This window comes from Dokdonella ginsengisoli (assembly GCF_042652785.1).
GTDB classification, from domain to species: domain Bacteria; phylum Pseudomonadota; class Gammaproteobacteria; order Xanthomonadales; family Rhodanobacteraceae; genus Dokdonella_A; species Dokdonella_A ginsengisoli.
In genome coordinates this window covers 53,745-72,702 of record NZ_JBHSHD010000019.1, presented here as the reverse complement: position 1 = coordinate 72,702, position 18,958 = coordinate 53,745, and the positions used below count along the sequence as shown (strand labels likewise).

Here is an 18,958-nt window from a genome sequence, read left to right as displayed (position 1 = left end):
CGAGCCGGCGCGCAGCAGGTCGAGGTGTTCCAGCGTCAGTTGCGGCGAGGTCAGCGTGCCGGTCTTGTCGAACACCACGTGGGTGGCGGTCGCCAGCGCCTCGATCGCGTCGGGCCGCACCACCAGCACGCCGCGGCGTGCCAGCACGGCGAGCGCGCGCGTCAGCGCGGCGGGCACTGCCAGCGCCAGCGCGCAGGGACAGGACACGACCAGCACGGCCAGGGTCGCGGTGAACGCACGCGACGGATCGACCACGCTCCAGCCCAGCGCGGTCAGCGCGGCCAGTGCCAGCACGCGCGCGACGAAGCCGGCGGCGGCGCGCTCGCCGGCGACGGCCAGGCGCGGTCGTTCGGTCTGCGCGCGCGAGACCAGGGCGAGGATGCCGGCCAGCACCGTGTCGGCGCCGACCTGCTCGACGCGCAGCCGCGCCGGGCCCTGCACGACCAGGCTGCCGGCGACCAGCGCGTCGCCGCTGCGCTTGGCGACCGCGGCCGACTCGCCCGACAGCAGCGCTTCGTCGACGCGGCAGGCCTCGCTGTCGAGCGTGCCGTCGGCCGGCACCACGCCGCCTTCGGCGACGTGCACGCGATCGCCCGGCGCGAGTTCGGCGGCGGCGACGCGTTCGAGCGAGCCGTCCGCGCGCAGGCGGTCGGCGAACATCGGCGTCAGCCGCGCGAGCGCATCGCTGAGGTCGCCGGCGCGGTGGCGCGCGCGCATTTCCAGGTGGCGGCCGACCAGCAGGAAGAACACGAACATGCTGACCGAATCGAAATAGACCTCGGTGCCGCCGCGGATCGCCTCGACCAGGCTGGCGAGGTAGATCAGCGCGATCGCCAGCGCCACCGGCACGTCCATGCCGAGCCGGCGCGCGTGCAGGCCGCGCATTGCGCCGGCGAAGAACGGCGCGGCCGAATAGAACACCACCGGCGTGGCGACGAGCAGGCCGAGCCAGCGGAACAGGTCGCGCGTGGAGGTGTCGGCCGCGTCGAACGCGCCGAGGTAGAGCGCGCTGGCGTACATCATCGCCTGCATCGCGCCGAAGCCGGCGACGAGCAGGCGCTTGAGCGCCAGGCGCGCCTCGCGCCGGCGCGCGTCGTCGAGCGCGGCGACGTCGAGCGGCAGGCCGCGGTAGCCGGTGCGCGCCAGCGTCTGCAGGATCGCCGGCAGCGTGCAGCGCGTCGCGTCCCAGGTCACGCGCGCGCGCTGCGCGCCGGCGTTCACCTGCACGCGGTTCACGCCGGGCAGGGCGCCGAGCGAGCGTTCGATCAGCCACACGCAGGCGCTGCAGCGCAGTCCGTCGACGAGCAGGAGGGTCTCGCGTTCGTCGCCGTCGAGTTCGCGCACGACGTGGCGGGCGAGTTCGGCACGGTCCCAGACCACGCTGTCGGACGCTGTCTGCGCCGGCCGCTGCGCCGGCTCGCTGCGCAAGCGGTAGTAGTCGGCGAGGCCGAGGCGGTCGATCCACTCGCTCGCGGCGAGGCAGCCCTGGCAGCAGACCGGGCGCGCCGCGCCGCCGACCATCGCCTGCGGCGCTCCGGCCGCCGGCAGCGGTTCGCCGCAGTGCCAGCAGCCGTTCGCGTTCATCGGGCGGTTTCGTCCTGCGGCGGCGCGGGCGGCGACGGTCGCGCGAGCGGCACCTTGAACAGCTGGCCGCCGGTCGGCACGGCCTCGTCGGCGTGGCGCACGCCGAGCACGATCAGGCCGATGCAGCCGCCCAGCGAGGCGGCCAGCAGCAGCGCGCCGAGCCACAGGATCGGCTGGCGGTACCACGCATCGCGCGTGGAGTCGGCTGCCTGCATGGCCGGGGTGTGCTCCACCATGCGCTCGTCAGGGCGCGCCGGCCGTGGCGGCGGGCGCGGCGTCGGCGTGGGACTGGGCGTAGACCCAGGCCGCGATCAGGCGCACGTCGCTCTCGGCCAGGCGCGAGCGCCAAGCCGGCATGACGCCGCTGCGACCGTTGCGGATGGTCTGCTGGATCGTCGCGAGATCGCCGCCGTAGAGGCGCCTGGGCTGGGTCAGGTTCGGTGCGCCGAGCGCCGGATTGCCCTTGCCCTCGACCCCGTGGCAGGCCGAGCAGACGGTGAACTGCGCCTTGCCCTCGGCCGCGCGCGAGGGCGACTGCGGCGAACCGGACAGGCTCTGCACGTAGTTGGCGAGCCGCTCGATGTCCTGGCTGGCGATGCTGCCCTGGAACGGCGGCATCGTGCCGCGGCGGCCGTCGAGGATGCTGGCGGTGATCGCCTCCGGGCTGCCGCCCCAGAGCCAGTCGCGGTCGGTCAGGTCGGGCGCGCCGATCGACGTGTTGCCGCGGCCCTGGATGCCGTGGCAGGCGGCGCAGTTGTCCACGAACAGGCGATGCCCCATGCGCGTGGCTTCGGGCGTCGCGGCGAGCTGCTCGATGCTGCGGCCCGCGAAGCCCTGCAGCACCGGCGTCAGGCGGGCCTGGTTGGCGGCGCTCTCGCGCGCGAGCTGGTCGTGCGCGCTCCAGCCGATCAGGCCCTTGTAGCTGCCGAAGCCGGGGTAGAGCGTGAGATAGACGATGCCGATGGCGAACATGCCGGCGGACATCAGCACCCACCACAGCGGCAGGCGCCGCACGCCCTCGCGCAGCACGCCGTGCGCCCAGACGTGGCCGCTGGTACCGTCGGGCTGGGTCGGGATCGCGACGAACTGTCCCCACACGAACAGGAACAGCGTGATGCTGAAGTTGAGAACGACCAGGAACATGATCCAGGCCGACCAGAACGTGCTCATGGTTTGCTCCTCACGGTTGCGTCTTGCCTCGGCTCGTCTTCCATGGGCAGGCGCGCGAGCGCGTCGAACTTGGTCTTGTGGCGGCCGTTCCAGACCCAGATCCAGATGCCGACGAAGCTCGTCATCATCAGCACGATCAGCACGCCGGTGAGATGACCCCAGGCGTCGCTCACGGTGCGGTCTCCGGCGCTGCCGGATCGGCGGGCTGCGTGCGCCGGGTTATGCCCAGGCCCTGCAGGTAGGCGATCAGCGCCTCCATCTCGGTGCGCCCGGTGACGGCGGCGCCGGCGCCGGCGATGTCCTCGTCGGAATACGGATCGCCCAGCACGCGCAGCACGCGCATCTTGCGCACGATCTCGTCCGGGTCGATCAGCGCCTGAGTCAGCCACGGGTAGCCGGGCATGTTCGACTCCGGCACCACCGCGCGCGGATCCTTCAGGTGCACCAGCTGCCACTCGTCGCTGTACTTGCCGCCGACGCGCGCGAGGTCCGGTCCGGTGCGCTTGGAGCCCCACTGGTGCGGGCGGTCGTAGACCGATTCCTCGGCGGTCGAGAACGGGCCGTAGCGTTCGGTCTCGGCGCGCAGCGCGCGGATCATCTGCGTGTGGCAGAGGTAGCAGCCCTCGCGCACGTAGATGTCCTTGCCGGCCAGGCGCAGCGGGTCGTACGGCTTGGTGCCCGGTGCGGCCTTGACCTCGTGCGCGCGCATGAACAGCGGCGTGATCTCGGCCAGTCCGCCGATCGACACCATGATCGCGGTCAGGATGCCGAGCAGACCGGCATTCTTCTCGACCGCCTCGAAATACTTGTAACCACCTGCCATGGTCGTCTCCTCAACCCATCGCCGGCAACGGCGCCGGGACCTGGTGCGGTTCGGGCTCGGGAATCGGCACCGGAATCGGCTTGATCAGGTGCGCGCGCGCGTCGGCCGCGGTGTGCCACAGGTTCCAGGCCATCACCACCATGCCGCCGACGACCAGCACGCCGCCGAACCAGCGCACCACGTAGTAGGGCTTGGCCGCGAGCAGGCTGGCGATGAACGAGTGCGTCAGCGAGCCGTCGGGCTCGGTGGCGCGCCACATCAGTCCCTCGGTGACGCCGGCGAACCACATCGCCAGCACGTACAGCAGCAGTCCCACCGTGTGCATCCAGAAATGCACGTTCATCGCGCGCGTGGAATGCATCGCCGGCCGGCCGAGCGCGCGCGGCGCCATCGCGTAGAGCGAGCCGATGGTGATCATCGCGACCCAGCCGATCGAACCGGAGTGCACGTGGGCGACGGTCCAGTCGGTGTAGTGCGACAGCGCGTTCACCGTCTTGATTGCCATCATCGAACCTTCGAAGGTCGAGGCGGCGTAGAACACCAGCGCGATCACCATGAACTTCGCTGCCGGATCGGTGCGCAGCTTGTGCCACGAGCCGTTGAACGTGAGCAGGCCGTTGGCCGCCGAACCCCAGCTCGGCATCAGCAGCACCAGCGAGAAGGCCATGCCGACCGACTGCACCCAGTCGGGCAGCGCGGTGTAGATCAGGTGGTGCGAGCCGGCCCACATGTAGACCGAGATCAGCGCCCAGAAGTTGACGATCGAGAAGCGGTAGCTCCACAGCGGCTGCTGCGCCTGCCGCGGCACGAAGTAGTACATCATCCCGAGGAAGCCGGCGGTCAGGAAGAACGCCACGGCGTTGTGCCCGTACCACCACTGCACCATCGCGTCGACGACGCCGGAGTAGATCGGGTACGACTTCCACAGCGACACCGGCGCGACCAGGTTGTTGACGATGTGCAGCAGGCCGACGGCGATGATGAACGCGCCGTAGTACCAGTTCGCCACGTAGATGTGCTGGATGCGGCGCCTGGCCAGGGTGGCGAAGAAGACCACGCCGATGGACACCCACACCACCGCGATCAGCAGGTCGATGATCCACTCCGGCTCGGCGTATTCCTTGCTCTGCGTGATGCCGAGCGGCATCGTCACCATCGCCAGCACGCAGATCAGCTGCCAGCCCCAGAAGGTGAAATGCGCGAGCCGGCCGAGCGCCAGACGCGTGTGCCCGGTGCGCTGCACGACGTAGTAGCAGGTACCGATCAGCGCCGAGCCGCCGAAGGCGAAGATCACGCCGAAGGTGTGGTCCGGCCGCAGGCGGCTGAAGGTCAGCCACGGAATGCCGAAGTTCAGCGCCGGCCAGGCGAGTTCGGCGGCGATGTACACGCCGATCGCCATGCCGATGATGCCCCACACCGCCGCGGCGAGCAGGAACAGGCGCACGACATGGTCGTTGTAGGTTTCGACGTTGCGCATGAAGCCCCCTTGTTTCGGAGACCGCATTCTCGTCCATCGAGACGGCGCTTCATCTGATCGAGATCATGGCAGGATGTCGCAGGACCCGTTAGCCTGTGCGGCTTAGCGACGCAGCGGGACTTCGCCCGCGCCACGGAGTGCACATGTCGGGCAAGGCCGATTCCCTCAGGACCATCTTCTTCGCGCTCGGCGCGAACTTCGCGATCTTCCTCGCCAAGGCGTTCGCCGCCGTCGTCACCGGTTCGGGCGCGATGATGGCCGAGGCCGTGCACTCGCTGGCCGACTGCGGCAACCAGGGCCTGCTGCTGATCGGCATGAAGAACGCGAAGGCGCCGCCGACGCCCGATCATCCGCTCGGCCAGGGCAAGGCGATCTATTTCTGGTCCTTCCTCGTCGCGCTGCTGCTGTTCTCGGTCGGTGGCGCGTTCTCGATCTACGAAGGCCTGCACAAGCTGCAGTCGCCGCAGCCGCTGTCGTGGCCGTGGCTGGCGATCGGCGTGCTGGCGTTCGGCATCGCCGCGGAAAGCGTCTCGATGTGGGGCTGCCTGCGCGAGGTGAACAAGGCGCGCGGCGAGCGCAGCCTGTGGCGCTGGTTCCGCGAGAGCCGGCAGAGCGAGCTGATCGTGATCTTCGGCGAGGATCTTGCCGCGCTGCTCGGCCTGGTCTTCGCGCTGGCGGCGGTGCTGCTGACCGTGCTCACCGGCAATCCGCTGTTCGACGCGATCGGCACGCTGGCGATCGGCGTGCTGCTCGTCGTCGTCGCGCTGTTCGTCGCGATCGAGGTGAAGGCGCTGCTGATCGGGCAGAGCGTCGACCCCGGCGTCAAGGTCGAGATCCTGCGCTTCCTCGACGCGCGCCCGGAGATCGCGCGCGTGTTCAACCTCGTCACCCTGCAGCTGGGCGACGACGTGATGGTCGCGGTCAAGGCCGAGATGAGCCGCGATCTCTCGACCAAGGGCATCGTCGATGCGATCAACGCGGTCGAGAAGGACCTGAAGGCGCGCTTCCCGGAGATCCGCTGGTCGTTCTTCGAGCCGGACGTGGCCGACTGAAATCGATCCGTGCGGTAGTGCGCCGGTCAGCCCGGCCGCTCGAACACCAGCAGGGTCGACGTCGCCGACGCGTACAGTTTTCCTTCGCCGTCCCTCAGCGCGGCCTCGGCGAACGCGGCGCGGCGGCCGAAGCTCAGCACGCGGCCTTCGGCGCGCAGGCGGCCGGTGTCGCGGGTGATCGGCTTGTGATACGCCACCTTCAGCTCCAGCGTCGTGTAGGCCTGCGTCGGCGACAGCCGCGAATGCGCGGCGCAGCCGCAGGCGGAGTCGAGCAGGGTCGCGGCATAGCCGCCGTGCACGGTGCCGATCGGGTTGTACAGGTCGATGCTCGGCGTGCTCTCGAACGCGGCGAAGCCTTCGCCGGCCTCGACCAGCACGAAGTCCAGGGTTTCGCCGATCGGCGGCCGGCCGCCCATCGCGATCAGTTTGCGCAGTTGCTCCAGGCCGGTCAGTCCCGCCGGCAGCGTGGCGACGATGTTCACGACGGATTCTCCAGGTCGAAGCGGACGAGCAGGGCACGCTTGCAGTGCGCGAGGATCTGGTCGGAGCGCTCCGGATCGGTTTCCGCGCGCGCCATGGCGAGCGCGCCGACCAGTTCGGCCAGCATCGAATCGGCTCGCGCCTCGGCGTCGGCATGGCCGAGCGCGGCGAACGGCGCGGCGATCAGCGCACGCACGCGCCGCACACCTTCGGCGTAGCGCTCGCGCGCAGCGGTTTCGAGGCGGGGCAGATCCGAGGCCAGCGCGGCGATCGGGCAGCCGCTGTGCCTGGCGTCGCGATGCGCGCGCGACAGGTAGTAGCGGACGTAAAGGCCGAGCGCTTCGACCGGCCCGCGGCCGGCGGTCGCGTCGAGGATCAGCGCCTCGCGCTCCTCGAACATCGCGCCGATCGCGGCGGCGACCAGTGCGTCCTTGGACGGAAAGTGCGCATAGAAGCCGCCGTGGGTGAGCCCGGCCTTCGCCATCACGTCCGCCACGCCGACGCGATCCGGGCCGTCGACGCGGATCGCCGCGGCGGCGGCCTTCAGCAGCGTGCTGCGGATGTTCTGCTTGTGTTCGGCGCTGTAGCGCATGCGTGGATTGGTTTTTGTATGATGATCATCATATCATGATTCGCAGCGCACCAACCCGCGTTCCAATCCTCTCCAAGGAGCCGTTCGATGTCGGACATCTATCTCGTTCCCGGCCTGCGCACGCCGTTCGTCAAGGCCGGCGGCGTCTACGCGAAACATTCCTCGATCGATCTTTCGGTGCCGCTGGTGCGCGAGATGGCGGGCAGGGCGCGGCCGGACTTCGTGGTCTGGGGCCAGGTCATCACGCATCCGGACGTGTCCAACATCGCGCGCGAGGTGGTGCTCGACGCCGGCGTCGATCCGACCATTCCGGCGTTCTCGACCACGCTGGCCTGCTCGACGAGCTTCATGGCGGCGATCGAGGCCGGCGCGATGCTCGGCCGCGGCGGTGCGCATCTGGCTTTGGTCGGCGGCAGCGAATCGATGAGCCACGTGCCGATCGCGCTGAAGCAGCGCGTCGCCGACGAGCTGATGTTCCTGTTCGCCAAGGACAGGGCGGCCGCCGCCGAGCGTCTGGCCCGCATCGGCGCCGGCGACTTCAACCTGCCGGCGCGCGGCTGGGCCAACCGCAAGAGCGGCCGCTCGATGGGCGAGCACACCGAGGACACGGTGAAGCGCTTCGCCATCTCGCGCGAGGACCAGGACGCGCAGGCGCTGGCCAGCCACCAGGGCGCGATCCGCGGCTGGGACGAGGGCTTCTTCACCGATCTCGTGCTGCCGTTCGACGGCGTCGCGGCCGACAACCTGCCGCGCCGCGACACCTCGCCGGAAAAACTCGCCGGCCTGAAGCCGGCGTTCGACCCCGCGAACGGCACGATCACCGCCGGCAACGCTTCGCCGCTGACCGACGGCGCCGCCGCGCTATGGGTAGCCGATCGCGAAGGCCTGGCGCGCCTGGGCGCCGAACCGACCGTGCGGCTGGTCGACTGGGAACTGGCGGCGATCGACTACCTCGACGGCGACGAAGGCATGCTGATGGCGCCGGCGCGCGCGATTCCGCGCCTGCTCGCGCGGCACGGACTGCGCTTCGCCGACATTGCGTCGTGGAACGTGCACGAGGCGTTCGCCGCGCAGGTGGTGGCCAACCTGCGTCTGGCCGCCGATGCGAGCTACCGCAAGGAACGCGCCGGCGTCGACGTCGACCTCGGCGAATTCCCGTGGCAGCACGTCAATCCGCACGGCGGCTCGATCGCGCTCGGCCATCCGTTCGCGGCGACCGGCGCGCGCGTGCTCAGCCAGGCGGCCAAGGAACTGGCCGCGCTGCCGAGCGGGTCGCGCGGCATCGTCTCGCTGTGTGCCGACGGCGGCTCGGGCACGGTGGGGCTGCTCGAACGCGTCTGATCGCGGCGGGCGCATCCCGCTCGCCCTTGCGAAAGTCCCGCCGGCCACGCGCGCGTTGTCAGCGCGCGGCGGCTGCGGTCCAATCGCGGCTCCTGCGCGACGGGCGATCGATGGACGGCAAGCGATACACGGGCGCGAGCGGACGCTTCTGGCTGGCCTACGTCGCCGCCTGGCTCGCGCTCGGCCTGTGGAACGGCGTCAACGCGATCATCGGCCTGCGCAACTGGGACCGCGCGATTCCGGCCTGGCAGCCGATGAGCTGGGAGCTGAGCAGCGTCGGCGTGCTCGCCGTGCTGGCGGTCGCGGTGGCGCGCTTCGAGCGGCGCGTGCCGCTGTCCGGAGCGGGCTGGGCGCGGCGCCTGCCGCTGCACGTGCCGGCCGCGCTGGCGTTCTCGCTGGTGCACACGCTGTCGATGGTCGGCATCCGCAAGCTGGTCTATGCCGCGCACGGTGCGCGCTACGACTTCGGCGACTGGGGCCTGGGCCTGGTCTACGAATTCCAGAAGGACCTGATCACCTACGCGATGATCGCCGGCGTCTGCGTCGGCTGGCGCCTGTGGTGCGAGCGCCGCGCGCACGAAATGGCGGTGGTGCGGCTGGAACGCGATCTCGCCGGCGCGCGCCTGGCGCAGCTCACCGCGCAGATCGAGCCGCACTTCATGTTCAACACGCTCAACGCGATCTCCAACCGCATGCACGAGGACGTCGACGCGGCCGATCGCATGATCGCTGCGTTCGCCGACCTGCTGCGCGCCGCGCTGGTCGAATCGGGCGACGCGCAGGTGCGCGTCGCCGACGATGCGCTGTGGCTGGAGCGCTACTTCGAGCTGATGCGCGAACGCTTCCGCGGCAAGCTGGTCGCCACCGTCGCGGTCGATCCCGCGGTCGCCGACGCGCGCATTCCGCGGCTGCTGCTGCAGCCGCTGGTCGAGAACGCGTTCGAGCACGGGTTGGCCGACGGGCGGGGGTGCGTCGAGGTCGCCGTGGCGGCCGTCGGCGGGCGCCTGCTGTGCACGGTCGAGGACGACGGCGCCGGCATCGCCGCGTCGCCCGCAGCCGGCGTCGGCCTGGCCAACGTGCGCGGACGGCTCGAACTGCTGCATCCCGGCGATCATCGTTTCGCCATCACGCCGCGCCAAGGCGGCGGGACGCGCATCGAGATCGAACTGCCGCTGCGCCGCGATGGCTGAGGCGCGCGTCGTCATCGTCGAGGACGAGCCGCCGGCGCGCGCCAAGCTGCGCCGGCTGCTGGCCGCGCAGCCGGGCTATCGGGTGGTCGCCGAGGCCGAGGACGTCGCCGGCGGCCTCGCCGCGCTGCGCGAGACGCAGCCGGATCTGCTGTTCCTGGACATCCGGCTCGGCGCCGAGAGCGGTTTCGATCTGCTCGCGCGCGCCTCGCCGCCGCTGCCGCTGCTGGTGTTCACCACCGCGTACCACGAACACGCATTGCGCGCATTCGAGGTCGCCGCACTCGACTACCTGCTCAAGCCGTTCGACCGCGAGCGCTTCGTGCGCACGCTCGAGCGCGTCGCGCAGCGGCTGACTGAGCGGCGCGAGGACGACGGCGCGAGCCTGGCGGAGGAGCGCCTGCGCCGGATCGGCACCGAACTGACGCGCGTGCCGCGGCTGCAGCGGCTGGTCGTGCACGAGCGTGGCCGTTCGCTGGTCGTGCCGCTGGCCGACGTGCAGCGGTTCGCCGCCGCCGGCAACTACGTCGAGGTGTACACGTCGGCCCGACGTCACCTGATCCGCGCGACGCTGGCGCGGCTGGCGCAGCGGCTCGATCCGGCGCAGTTCCTGCGCGTGCACCGCTCGCATCTGGTGCGGGCGGATTTCGTCGCGTCGATCGCGCCGTGGGCGCACGGCGACCTGAAGCTGACCCTGCGCGACGGCCACGAGCTGCTGCTGAGCCGCCGCTATCGCGCCCTGCTGCCGGACGTGTTCGCCGGGGTGTAGCGCCGCTCGTCCCGCCGCGCGTCCCCGTCGTCACTCTTTGGTTGCCCGATCGGCGCGCGCTCGCTGCAATCGCGCCGGGACCTGGAGAGAGAACGACGATGCGAAACCTTCTTGCGATCGGACTGGCGATCGGATCGGCCGGAGCCGTATCCGCGCAGACCGCGTCCGACTGGAGCGCCTACGGCGGCGACGGCCGCGGTCAGCGGCACGTGCCGCTGGCGCAGATCACGCCGCGCAACGTCGCGCAGCTGGAGCTGGCCTGGAGCTTGCGCACCGGCGAACTCGGCGAAGGCTTCGCGCGCGCCGGCGAGGCGCTGACGTTCGAGGCGACGCCGCTGAAGCTCGGCGACACGCTGTATTTCCCCACGGCGACCGGCGTGGTGTTCGCGCTCGACGCGGCGAGCGGGCGCGAGCGCTGGCGCTTCGACGCGCGCGTCGACCGCACGCGCGACTACTCGGAAATGGCCACGCGCGGCGTCAGCGCCTGGCGCGACGCGAACGCCGCGGCCGGTGCCGCGTGCGCCGAGCGCATCGTGTTCGCGACGATCGATGCGCGCCTGATCGCGATCGACGCGAAGACGGGAAAGCGCTGTGCGGATTTCGGCGCGGATTCGGGCACGCCGGGCGAAGTGGATCTGTCGCGCAACGTGCGCAGGATCGAGCGCCGTCTCGGCCAGTACCAGATCACCTCGCCGCCGGCGATCGCCGGTGACGTCGCGGTGGTCGGTTCCTCGATCGGCGACAACGGCGGCACCGCCCTGGAGCTGGGCGTGGTGCGCGGCTACGACCTGCGCAGCGGCGCCTTGCTCTGGCACTGGGACCCGATTCCGCGCACGGCGAGCATTCCGCCCGACGCGGCGAACCCCGACTTCGGCGAGATCGACGCGCAGCAGGCGCGCTGGACCGGCGCGGCGAATGCGTGGGCGCCGTTCGCGGTCGACGCCGAACGCGGCCTGGTGTTCGTGCCGACCGGTTCGGCCAGTCCGGACTTCTTCGGCGGCGTGCGTCCCGGCGACAACCGCTGGGCGAGTTCGGTGGTCGCGCTGCGCGCGGCCACCGGTGAACTGGCCTGGGGGCGCCAGCTCGTCCATCACGACCTGTGGGACTACGACACCGCCTCGCCGCCGATGCTGGTCGATCTCGATCGCGGCGGCGCGAAGGTGCCTGCGCTGGTGCAGCTGACCAAGACCGGCCAGGTGTTCGTGCTGAACCGCGAGAGCGGCGAGCCGCTGTTTCCGATCGAGGAGCGCGCGGTGCCGCAGGGCGCGGTTGCCGGCGAGACGCCGTCGCCGACGCAGCCGTTCTCGTCGCTGCCGCCGCTGGTCTCGCACGCGAAGGTCACGCCGGACGATGCCTGGGGCCTGACGTTCTGGGATCGCGGCGCCTGCCGCGATGCGATCGCCGCGCTGCGCAGCGAGGGCATCTACACCCCGCCGAGCCTGCAGGGCACGATCGAGCGGCCCGGCTACGCCGGCGGCTCGAACTGGGGCGGCGGCACCTGGGATCCGCAGCGGAACCTGCTGATCGCGAACGTGATGGACCTGCCGTTCGTGGTCGCGCTGATCCCGCGCGACCAGCTCGACGCGCAGTACGACTCCGGTCTCTATCGGGGCTGGGAATTCGCGCGCCAGAGCGGCACGCCGTACGCGATGCGGCGCGCACTGCTGAAGTCGCCGCTCGGCGCGCCGTGCACGGCGCCGCCGTGGGGCAGGCTGGTCGCGCTCGACCTCGGCAAGGGCGAGATCGCCTGGTCGAAGCCGCTGGGCACCTCGCGCGATCGTGCGCCATGGCCGTTCTGGAGCATCGAGGGCGCGCCGAACATGGGCGGTCCGCTCAGCACCGCCGGCGGCCTGACGTTCATCGGTGCGACCACCGACAATTTCCTGCGCGCGTTCGACAGCGCCAGCGGCGTGGAAGTGTGGAAGGCGCGGCTGCCGGCCGGCGGCCAGGCGACGCCGATGAGCTACGAGGCCGGCGGACGCCAGTACGTGGTGATCGCCGCCGGCGGTCACGCCAAGCTCGGCACGGCACAGGGCGACTACGTGCTCGCCTACGCGCTGCCCGCGACGCGGTGAAGCTACGCGCCTTCCTCGCCGGTGACGGATTTCCGCAGCGGCGGGTAGGTGCAGGCGAGGGAGATCAGCAGGATCGCCGCGAGGACCAGCGACGAGCCGATCGTGCCGAAGCCGAGGCCGCCGTGGTCGGCCGGCTTGGTCAGCAGATCGCCGAAGGTCGCGCCGAACGGGCGCGTCAGCACGAACGCGATCCAGAACAGCAGCACGCGATCGATGCGGGTCAGGTACATGGCGGCGGCGGTCAGCGCGATCGCGCCGCCGATCAGCGCAGCGCCGCCGAGGAAGCCGAGTCCGGAATCGTCGGCGAGGAAGTCGCCGAGCGCGGTGCCGAGCGTGTTGGAGAACAGGATCGCCAGCCAGTAGAACAACTCCGCGCGGCGCGTGCGGATCGCGTCGACGGAAAGGCTGCCTTCGACGAGCCGCCAGACCACGAGCACGGCGGCGAGGCCGGCCACCAGGATCGCGGCGCCGCGCGCGTAGCCGAGGCCGAGCGTGCGGTCCATGAAGTCCGACATGGTCGTGCCGGCGGTGCTGGTCGACAGGATCACCGCCCAGTACAGCAGCGGGTGGAAGCGGCGGGCGGCGAGTTGCGCCGCCAGCGTGGCGAGGAAGAAGCCGAGCAGGATCAGCGAGCTGAGCGCATAGCCGATGTCCAAGGTCATCGACAGCAGGTCGCCAGCCGTCTCGCCGAGCGTCGTCGCGCAGATCTTCATGATCCAGAACGCGAGCGTGATCTTCGCGACTTTGCTTGCCGTCATCTGCGGGGCTCCGGTGGATTCTTGCGATCGTTGCGGGCCTCGATCGTGCCCTGCCATGCTTAGACGAATCTTAGGGATCGGTCTGCGCGGCAGCGTTCCGGAGGCGCGCCGACGAGAAGGAGCAGGACATGAGCGAACGACACGAGCGCCGCGAAGGCGGGATGCTTTTCTCCACCGACCGCGCGCGCCTGGACGTGGACCTGATCCACGCCTTCCTCCGCGACGAGTCGTACTGGGTTCGCGGCATCCGGCGCGAACTGCTCGAACGCAGCCTCGCCAACTCGATCTGCTTCGGCGTCTACGAGGACGGCCGCCAGCTCGGCTTCGCGCGCGTGGTGACCGACGGCGCCGGCTTCGCCTACCTCGCCGACGTGTTCGTCGTGCCGTCCGCGCGCGGACGCGGCCTCGGCAAGCGCCTGGTCGAATTCGTGATGGCGCATCCGGACCTGCAGCACATCCGCCGCTTCCTGCTGGCGACGCAGGACGCGCACGGCCTGTACGCGCAGTACGGCTTCGCCGCGCTGGCCGCGCCGGAGCGCTTCATGGAGCGCTACGACGCCGGCGCGCTGTCGCGCTGAGCGGCGTCTGGGCCGGCATGCTGCGACGCCGGTTCCTGCGGCGACGCCGGAATGGCCGAAGACGGCTTTCTCGCAGAGGCGCAGAGAACGCGGAGGAAAAGCATCCGGCGAGAGTTTTTCTCTGCGCCTCTGCGAGAACCGGCTCTCCGCGCCGACGTTGCGATCATCCCGGCGGGGCGTCGTCCGGCGCGCGCTTGAGCAGCGCCGACAGCACCGGCGGCGTGACGATCGACGTCAGCAGCGACATCGCGACGATGACCGCGTAGGTCTCGCCGGTGAACACGCCGGCGGCGAGGCCGAGGCTGGCGATGACCACGCCGACCTCGCCGCGCGGCACCATGCCCACGCCGACGATCAGCGCGCCGCGGCGGCCGAGCGACAGCGCGCCGAGGAAGCCGCCGATCAGCTTCGAGACGATCGCGATGACGGTGACCACCAGCAGCGTCCACAGCGCGGCGCCGCTGGCGAACACGCCGAGGTCGATCTTCGCGCCGGTGATGACGAAGAAGAACGGCGTCAGCAGCGCGAGCAGCGGCTGCATCTGGTGTTCGAGTTCCTCGCGCTGGTGCATTTCCGAGGCGATCATGCCGGCGAGGAAGGCGCCGATGATCGCGGCGAGGCCGAATTCGGTGGAGAGGTAGGCCAGGCCCAGGCAGATCGCCAGCGCGATCGTCAGCGGCGACAGCGGATTGATCGGCCGGTCGAGCCAGTGCGCGCGCTTGCGCATCACGCGCGTGCCGACCCAGCCGATGACCGCGACGAAGCCCACCGCCTGCGCCAGCACCAGCAGCAGGCCGACGACGTTGACGCCGGCGTCGCCCTGCAGCGAGGTGACCACGCCCAGCAGCAGCATGGCGAGGATGTCGTCGATGACCGCGGCGCCGAGGATCACGCGGCTCTCCAGGCGCGTCAGCACGCCCAGCTCCTGCAGCACGCGCGCGGTGATGCCGGCCGAGGTGGCGACGAACGCGGCGGCGACGAACATCGACTTGGTCCATTCGAAGCCGCTGCCGTGGGCCCACAGCGCGCCGAGCACGAACGGCACGATCACGCCGAGCACGCCGACCAGGAACGCGCTGCGGCCGACCTTTTTCAGGTCGTCGAGACGGGTTTCGAGTCCGACCGAGAACAGCAGCAGCACCACGCCGATCTCGGCCAGCACGTCCAGCGGCATTCCGCTGGCGATCTGCTCGCTGCCGATCAGACCGAGCGCGGCCGGCCCGATCGCGCAGCCGGCGACGATCTCGCCGACCACGCCGGGCAGCTTCAGGCGCTGCGCGATTTCCGCGCCGACCTGCGCGGCGACGAAGATCGCGAACAGGGCCAGAAGGATTTCGGCGCCGTGGTGCATGCTGGGACTCCTCGGATTCGGCGGAAAAGGTGTTTCAGGGATGCGCCGGCGCTTCCACGCCGGCGCGATGCCGGGCGTCGAACTCGCGCTGCGCGGCCTGCACGGATTCGATGTTGCTCTCCGACCATTGGATCAGCGCGCCCAGCGCACCGGCCAGGGTGCGGCCGAGCGGCGTGATCGCGTACTCGACCGTGACCGGCACGGTGGCGAAGGCGGTGCGGCTGACCAGGCCGTCGCGCTCCAGGCGCTTGAGCGTCTGCGACAGCACCTTCTGCGACAGCCCTTCGATCTTGCGCAGCAGCGCGTTGAAGCGCCACGGATGCTCGCCGAGCAGGCCGAGCACCAGCACGGTCCACTTGTCGGCGATGCGGTCGAGCACCATTCGCGTCGGGCATCCGGAGGCGTAGGCGTCCCAGGGCAGGGCGTTCATGCGGCGGTTTCTCGAGGGTAACCAGGTGGCGTGACGGTGCGTCCTTTGCGGCGCCGGTTCGGGCCCCTATAGTTTCCAGTGGAACCCAGATGACTTTTGGATACTACCAGCCTCCACCGGCGCCGCGTACCGTGATGCAGCCGCCGGGGAGGCCTTTTTCGCTCAACAGGAGAATGAAGCCATGCACATCGCCCTGATCGGCGCGTCCGGCAACGTCGGATCGCGCATCCTGAAGGAATTGTCCGGCCGCGGCCTCGCGGTCACCGCGATCGCACGCGATCCGGCGCGCATCGCCAGCCTGCCGCATGTCGCCGCCAAGGCCGGCGACGTGTTCGACGGGCCGGCTCTGGCCGCGCTGCTGAAGGGCCACGACGTGGTCGTCAGCGCCGTGCATTTCAGCGCCAGCGATCCGCGCGTGCTGATCGACGCGGTCAAGGCCTCCGGCGCGAAGCGCTACGTGGTGGTCGGCGGCGCCGGCAGCCTCGAGGTCGCACCGGGCGTCGCGCTGGTGAGCACGCCGGATTTTCCGGAGGCCTACAAGGCCGAGGCCCTGGCGGGAGCGCGCTTCCTGGAGCTGCTGCGCGCGGAGCAGGATCTGGACTGGACCTTCCTGTCGCCGTCGGCCGTGCTCGAGCCCGGCCAGCGCACGGGCCGGTTCCGCCTCGGCGGCGACCAGCTGCTGGTCGGCGAGAACGGCAGCCGCATCTCGATGGAGGACTACGCGATCGCGCTGGTCGACGAGATCGAGCGTCCGGCGCACAGCCGCCGCCGCTTCACCGTGGGCTACTGAGTGGACGCCGGCGCCGACCGATGGCAACCACGATGAATGCCGCCTTCGCCGACCTGCCGCCGACGCCGCGCATGCCGGCGCTGTTCGTCGGCCACGGCAGCCCGATGAACGCGATCGAGGACAACACCTGGAGCCGCACCTGGCACGCGCTCGGCGAGCGCCTGCCGGGGCCGCGCGCGATCCTGTGCGTGTCCGCGCACTGGATGACCCGCGGCGCCAGCCTGGTGCACGTGGCCGCGCGGCCGCGCACGATCCACGATTTCGGCGGCTTTCCGGCCGCTCTGTACGCGCAGCAGTATCCGGCGCCCGGCGCGCCGGACGCGGCCGCCGCGGCCATCGGTCTGGTTCACTCGGCGCACCTGCAGCCGGACGTGGAGTGGGGCCTGGACCACGGTGCCTGGTCGGTACTGATGCGCCTGTTCCCGCAGGCCGACGTGCCGACGTTCCAGCTCTCGCTCGACCTGTCGCGCCCGGCGCGGGCTTTGTTCGAACTTGCGCGCGAACTCAAGCCGCTGCGCGAGAAGGGCGTGCTGATCGTCGGCAGCGGCAACCTCGTGCACAACCTGCGCCGGCTGATGCCGGGTGGACGACCGTACGACTGGGCCGAGGAATTCGACGCGCGCATGACGGAAGCGCTCGACCGGCGCGACTACGGCGCCGTCGTCGAGGCGGAGAAGCTCGGCGAACTCATGCGCCTGGCGCATCCGACGATCGAGCACTTCCTGCCCGTGCTGTTTCCGCTCGGCGTCGCCGACGCCGCCGACGAGCTGGGCTACTTCAACGAAGGTTTCGACCTGGGCTCCATCTCGATGCGCTCGTTCGTGCTGTCGTAGGCCGTCTTCGCGCGGATCGGCGCGCGGCGATCGGTTGCGTTTTCGCGAGGCCGCGTCGATGCTAGGGCGAGAAGCGCCCGGCACGTACCGGACGCATGGGGAGGCGCCATGACCGATGCGGAGCGCGGCACGCGCGAGGCCATGTCCAAGGTCGACACGGCCTGGCTGCGGATGGAACGGCCGACCAACCGCATGATGATCACCGGCATCCTGATGTTCGCCGGGCGGCTCGATCCGCAGGACTTCAAGCGCCTGCTGCAGGAGCGCTTCCTCGCCTTCCGTCGCTTCCGCCAGCGCGCCGGCATCGGCGTCAACGGCGCCTGGTGGGAAACCGACGCCGACTTCGACATCGACTGGCACGTGCGCACCGCCGCGCTGCCCGGCGCGGGCGACAAGGCCGAGCTGGAGCGGTTCGTCAGCGAACTGGCGTCCGAGCCGCTGGACCGCTCCAAGCCGCTGTGGCAGTTCCACGTGGTGGAGAACTATCTCGCCACGGACGGTGGCCGCGGCAGCGTGCTGGTCGCGCGCATCCATCACTGCTATGCGGACGGACTCGCCCTGGTGCAGGTGCTGCTCTCGCTCACCGACACCGCGCCGCAGCCCGAAGCGCACGCGGAACTGGCCAGGACCTGGCTCAAGCGCGATCGCGGCACCGTGCTCGAACGCCTGCTCGAACCGATGCAGGGCGGCCTGCAGAAGGTGTTCACGGTCGGCGAGAAGACCTGGGGCAAGGTCGCGCAGATGCTGGCCAACCCGGGCGTCGCCGCCGAGATCGCGCACGAGGGCAGCGAGATCACGCGCGAGCTGGCGATCGCGCTGACCCTGTCCGACGACCCGGCCACCGCCCTGAAGGGGAAACTCGGCGTGGTCAAGCGCGTGGCCTGGGCCGAGCCGCTGCCGCTGGAGGAGGTCAAGCTGCTCGGCAAGGCGCTCGGTTGCACGGTGAACGACGTGCTGCTGGCCTGCGCCGCCGGGGCGATCCGCGGCTACCTGCGCGACCTCGGCGAGGACGTCGACGGCCTGACGATCCGCGCCACCGTGCCGGTCAACCTGCGCCCGCTCGAGCACGCGAAGAAGCTGGGCAACCATTTCGGCCTGGTCTTCCTCGACCTGCCGATCGGCGAGCCCAATCCGCTGCGCCGGCTCGAACGCGTCGCCGCCTGCATGCGCGAACTGAAGGGGCGGCGCCAGGCGATCGTCGCCTTCGGCCTGCTCGCCGCGCTCGGCATGGGGCCGGCGGTGCTGCAGCAGCCGGCGCTGGAGCTGTTCAGCCGCAAGGCCACCGCGGTCGCCACCAATGTGCCCGGTCCGCAGCAGCCGCTGTACCTGAGCGGGGTGGAGGTGCGCGAACTGATGTTCTGGGTGCCGCAGACCGGCTCGATCGGCCTGGGCCTGTCGATTCTCAGCTACAACGGGCGCGTGCATTTCGGCGTGATCGGCGACAACCGCCGCGTGCGCGACCCCGACGCGATCGTGCAGCGCTTCGGCGCCGAATTCGAGAAGCTGCTGCTGATCCCGCTGATGGAGGACTGGGCCGAGGACATCACCCCCGGCGACGCGGCGGCGACGCTGGCGCGCTACGCCTGACGCGCGGTTCCTTTTTCTCTCCCCCGCGCCTGCCGGCGCGACCTCTCCCGCGAGCGGGAGAGGTGAGGGCGGCGCTGCGGT

20 protein-coding genes are annotated in these 18,958 nt (G+C 70.7%); 9 read left to right on the top strand and 11 right to left on the bottom strand.

Annotated elements, in window-relative coordinates; genetic code table 11:
* From ACFO6Q_RS20070 to ccoN, 6 genes are all read right to left on the bottom strand, one after another.
* Positions 1-1,584 (bottom strand): heavy metal translocating P-type ATPase (locus tag ACFO6Q_RS20070; RefSeq protein WP_380023014.1); only part of this gene is annotated, 1,584 nt, incomplete at its 3' end.
* Positions 1,581-1,820 carry a hypothetical protein gene (locus tag ACFO6Q_RS20065; protein WP_380023012.1) on the bottom strand — a complete coding sequence of 80 codons (240 nt, stop codon included), beginning with the start codon at positions 1,818-1,820 and terminating at the stop codon, positions 1,581-1,583. The genes ACFO6Q_RS20065 and ACFO6Q_RS20070, both read right to left, overlap by 4 nt.
* A gap of 7 nt (positions 1,821-1,827) precedes the next feature.
* The gene (gene ccoP / locus ACFO6Q_RS20060; protein ID WP_380023010.1) at positions 1,828-2,754 is read right to left on the bottom strand and encodes a cytochrome-c oxidase, cbb3-type subunit III; all 927 of its coding nucleotides are present in this window, start codon (positions 2,752-2,754) and stop codon (positions 1,828-1,830) included.
* Positions 2,751-2,927, bottom strand: coding sequence for a cbb3-type cytochrome oxidase subunit 3 (locus ACFO6Q_RS20055; protein ID WP_380023008.1), 177 nt, complete (start codon positions 2,925-2,927; stop codon positions 2,751-2,753). The genes ccoP and ACFO6Q_RS20055 overlap by 4 nt, the downstream gene beginning before the upstream one ends.
* Positions 2,924-3,577, bottom strand: a complete 654-nt coding sequence (gene ccoO, locus ACFO6Q_RS20050) for a cytochrome-c oxidase, cbb3-type subunit II (protein WP_380023006.1) — start codon at positions 3,575-3,577, stop codon at positions 2,924-2,926. The genes ACFO6Q_RS20055 and ccoO overlap by 4 nt, the downstream gene beginning before the upstream one ends.
* Before the next feature lie 10 nt (positions 3,578-3,587).
* Entirely contained in the window at positions 3,588-5,054 is a 1,467-nt protein-coding gene (ccoN, locus tag ACFO6Q_RS20045) for a cytochrome-c oxidase, cbb3-type subunit I (protein ID WP_380023004.1), read from the bottom strand.
* A gap of 143 nt (positions 5,055-5,197) precedes the next feature.
* On the opposite strand from ccoN, the gene ACFO6Q_RS20040 reads away from it, so the two are divergent.
* The gene (locus ACFO6Q_RS20040) at positions 5,198-6,106 is read left to right on the top strand and encodes a cation diffusion facilitator family transporter (RefSeq protein WP_380023003.1); all 909 of its coding nucleotides are present in this window, start codon (positions 5,198-5,200) and stop codon (positions 6,104-6,106) included.
* Between the two features lie 26 nt (positions 6,107-6,132).
* On the opposite strand, the gene ACFO6Q_RS20035 is transcribed toward ACFO6Q_RS20040, so the two are convergent.
* On the bottom strand, positions 6,133-6,588 hold the full coding sequence (locus ACFO6Q_RS20035) for a PaaI family thioesterase (RefSeq protein WP_380023001.1): 456 nt from the start codon (positions 6,586-6,588) through the stop codon (positions 6,133-6,135).
* A complete protein-coding gene (locus ACFO6Q_RS20030; protein WP_380022999.1) occupies positions 6,585-7,178 on the bottom strand; it encodes a TetR/AcrR family transcriptional regulator in 594 nt (197 codons plus the stop codon). The genes ACFO6Q_RS20035 and ACFO6Q_RS20030 overlap by 4 nt, the downstream gene beginning before the upstream one ends.
* Before the next feature lie 87 nt (positions 7,179-7,265).
* Between ACFO6Q_RS20030 and ACFO6Q_RS20025 the strand changes: the two genes are divergently transcribed.
* The 4 genes from ACFO6Q_RS20025 (at position 7,266) to ACFO6Q_RS20010 (ending at position 12,550) form a co-directional block, all read left to right on the top strand.
* On the top strand, positions 7,266-8,519 hold the full coding sequence (locus ACFO6Q_RS20025) for a thiolase family protein (protein ID WP_380022997.1): 1,254 nt from the start codon (positions 7,266-7,268) through the stop codon (positions 8,517-8,519).
* Between the two features lie 110 nt (positions 8,520-8,629).
* On the top strand, positions 8,630-9,709 hold the full coding sequence (locus ACFO6Q_RS20020) for a sensor histidine kinase (protein ID WP_380022996.1): 1,080 nt from the start codon (positions 8,630-8,632) through the stop codon (positions 9,707-9,709).
* Positions 9,702-10,475, top strand: coding sequence for a LytR/AlgR family response regulator transcription factor (locus ACFO6Q_RS20015; RefSeq protein WP_380022995.1), 774 nt, complete (start codon positions 9,702-9,704; stop codon positions 10,473-10,475). Before ACFO6Q_RS20020 ends, ACFO6Q_RS20015 begins: the two co-directional genes overlap by 8 nt.
* Positions 10,476-10,573: 98 nt before the next feature.
* A complete protein-coding gene (locus ACFO6Q_RS20010) occupies positions 10,574-12,550 on the top strand; it encodes a pyrroloquinoline quinone-dependent dehydrogenase (protein ID WP_380022994.1) in 1,977 nt (658 codons plus the stop codon).
* A 2-nt stretch (positions 12,551-12,552) separates the two neighbouring features.
* Here the strand turns inward: ACFO6Q_RS20010 and ACFO6Q_RS20005 are convergent, their stop codons facing one another.
* Entirely contained in the window at positions 12,553-13,308 is a 756-nt protein-coding gene (locus ACFO6Q_RS20005; protein ID WP_380022992.1) for a COG4705 family protein, read from the bottom strand.
* A 128-nt stretch (positions 13,309-13,436) separates the two neighbouring features.
* On the opposite strand from ACFO6Q_RS20005, the gene ACFO6Q_RS20000 reads away from it, so the two are divergent.
* Positions 13,437-13,886, top strand: a complete 450-nt coding sequence (locus tag ACFO6Q_RS20000; protein WP_380022991.1) for a GNAT family N-acetyltransferase — start codon at positions 13,437-13,439, stop codon at positions 13,884-13,886.
* Between the two features lie 163 nt (positions 13,887-14,049).
* Here ACFO6Q_RS20000 and ACFO6Q_RS19995 read toward each other — a convergent pair whose 3' ends face one another.
* A complete protein-coding gene (locus ACFO6Q_RS19995; RefSeq protein WP_380022990.1) occupies positions 14,050-15,237 on the bottom strand; it encodes a cation:proton antiporter in 1,188 nt (395 codons plus the stop codon).
* A gap of 34 nt (positions 15,238-15,271) precedes the next feature.
* Positions 15,272-15,667 (bottom strand): winged helix-turn-helix transcriptional regulator, encoded by a 396-nt coding sequence (locus tag ACFO6Q_RS19990; RefSeq protein WP_380022988.1) that lies wholly within the window; start codon positions 15,665-15,667, stop codon positions 15,272-15,274.
* Positions 15,668-15,848: 181 nt separating this feature from the next.
* On the opposite strand from ACFO6Q_RS19990, the gene ACFO6Q_RS19985 reads away from it, so the two are divergent.
* The 3 genes from ACFO6Q_RS19985 to ACFO6Q_RS19975 all read left to right on the top strand — a co-directional run bounded on the left by ACFO6Q_RS19985 (position 15,849) and on the right by ACFO6Q_RS19975 (position 18,877).
* Positions 15,849-16,457, top strand: coding sequence for an NAD(P)-dependent oxidoreductase (locus ACFO6Q_RS19985; protein WP_380022986.1), 609 nt, complete (start codon positions 15,849-15,851; stop codon positions 16,455-16,457).
* 20 nt (positions 16,458-16,477) lie between these two features.
* Entirely contained in the window at positions 16,478-17,290 is an 813-nt protein-coding gene (gene ygiD / locus ACFO6Q_RS19980) for a 4,5-DOPA-extradiol-dioxygenase (RefSeq protein ID WP_380022985.1), read from the top strand.
* A gap of 108 nt (positions 17,291-17,398) precedes the next feature.
* On the top strand, positions 17,399-18,877 hold the full coding sequence (locus ACFO6Q_RS19975) for a WS/DGAT/MGAT family O-acyltransferase (RefSeq protein WP_380022983.1): 1,479 nt from the start codon (positions 17,399-17,401) through the stop codon (positions 18,875-18,877).
* Positions 18,878-18,958: the final 81 nt, after the last annotated feature.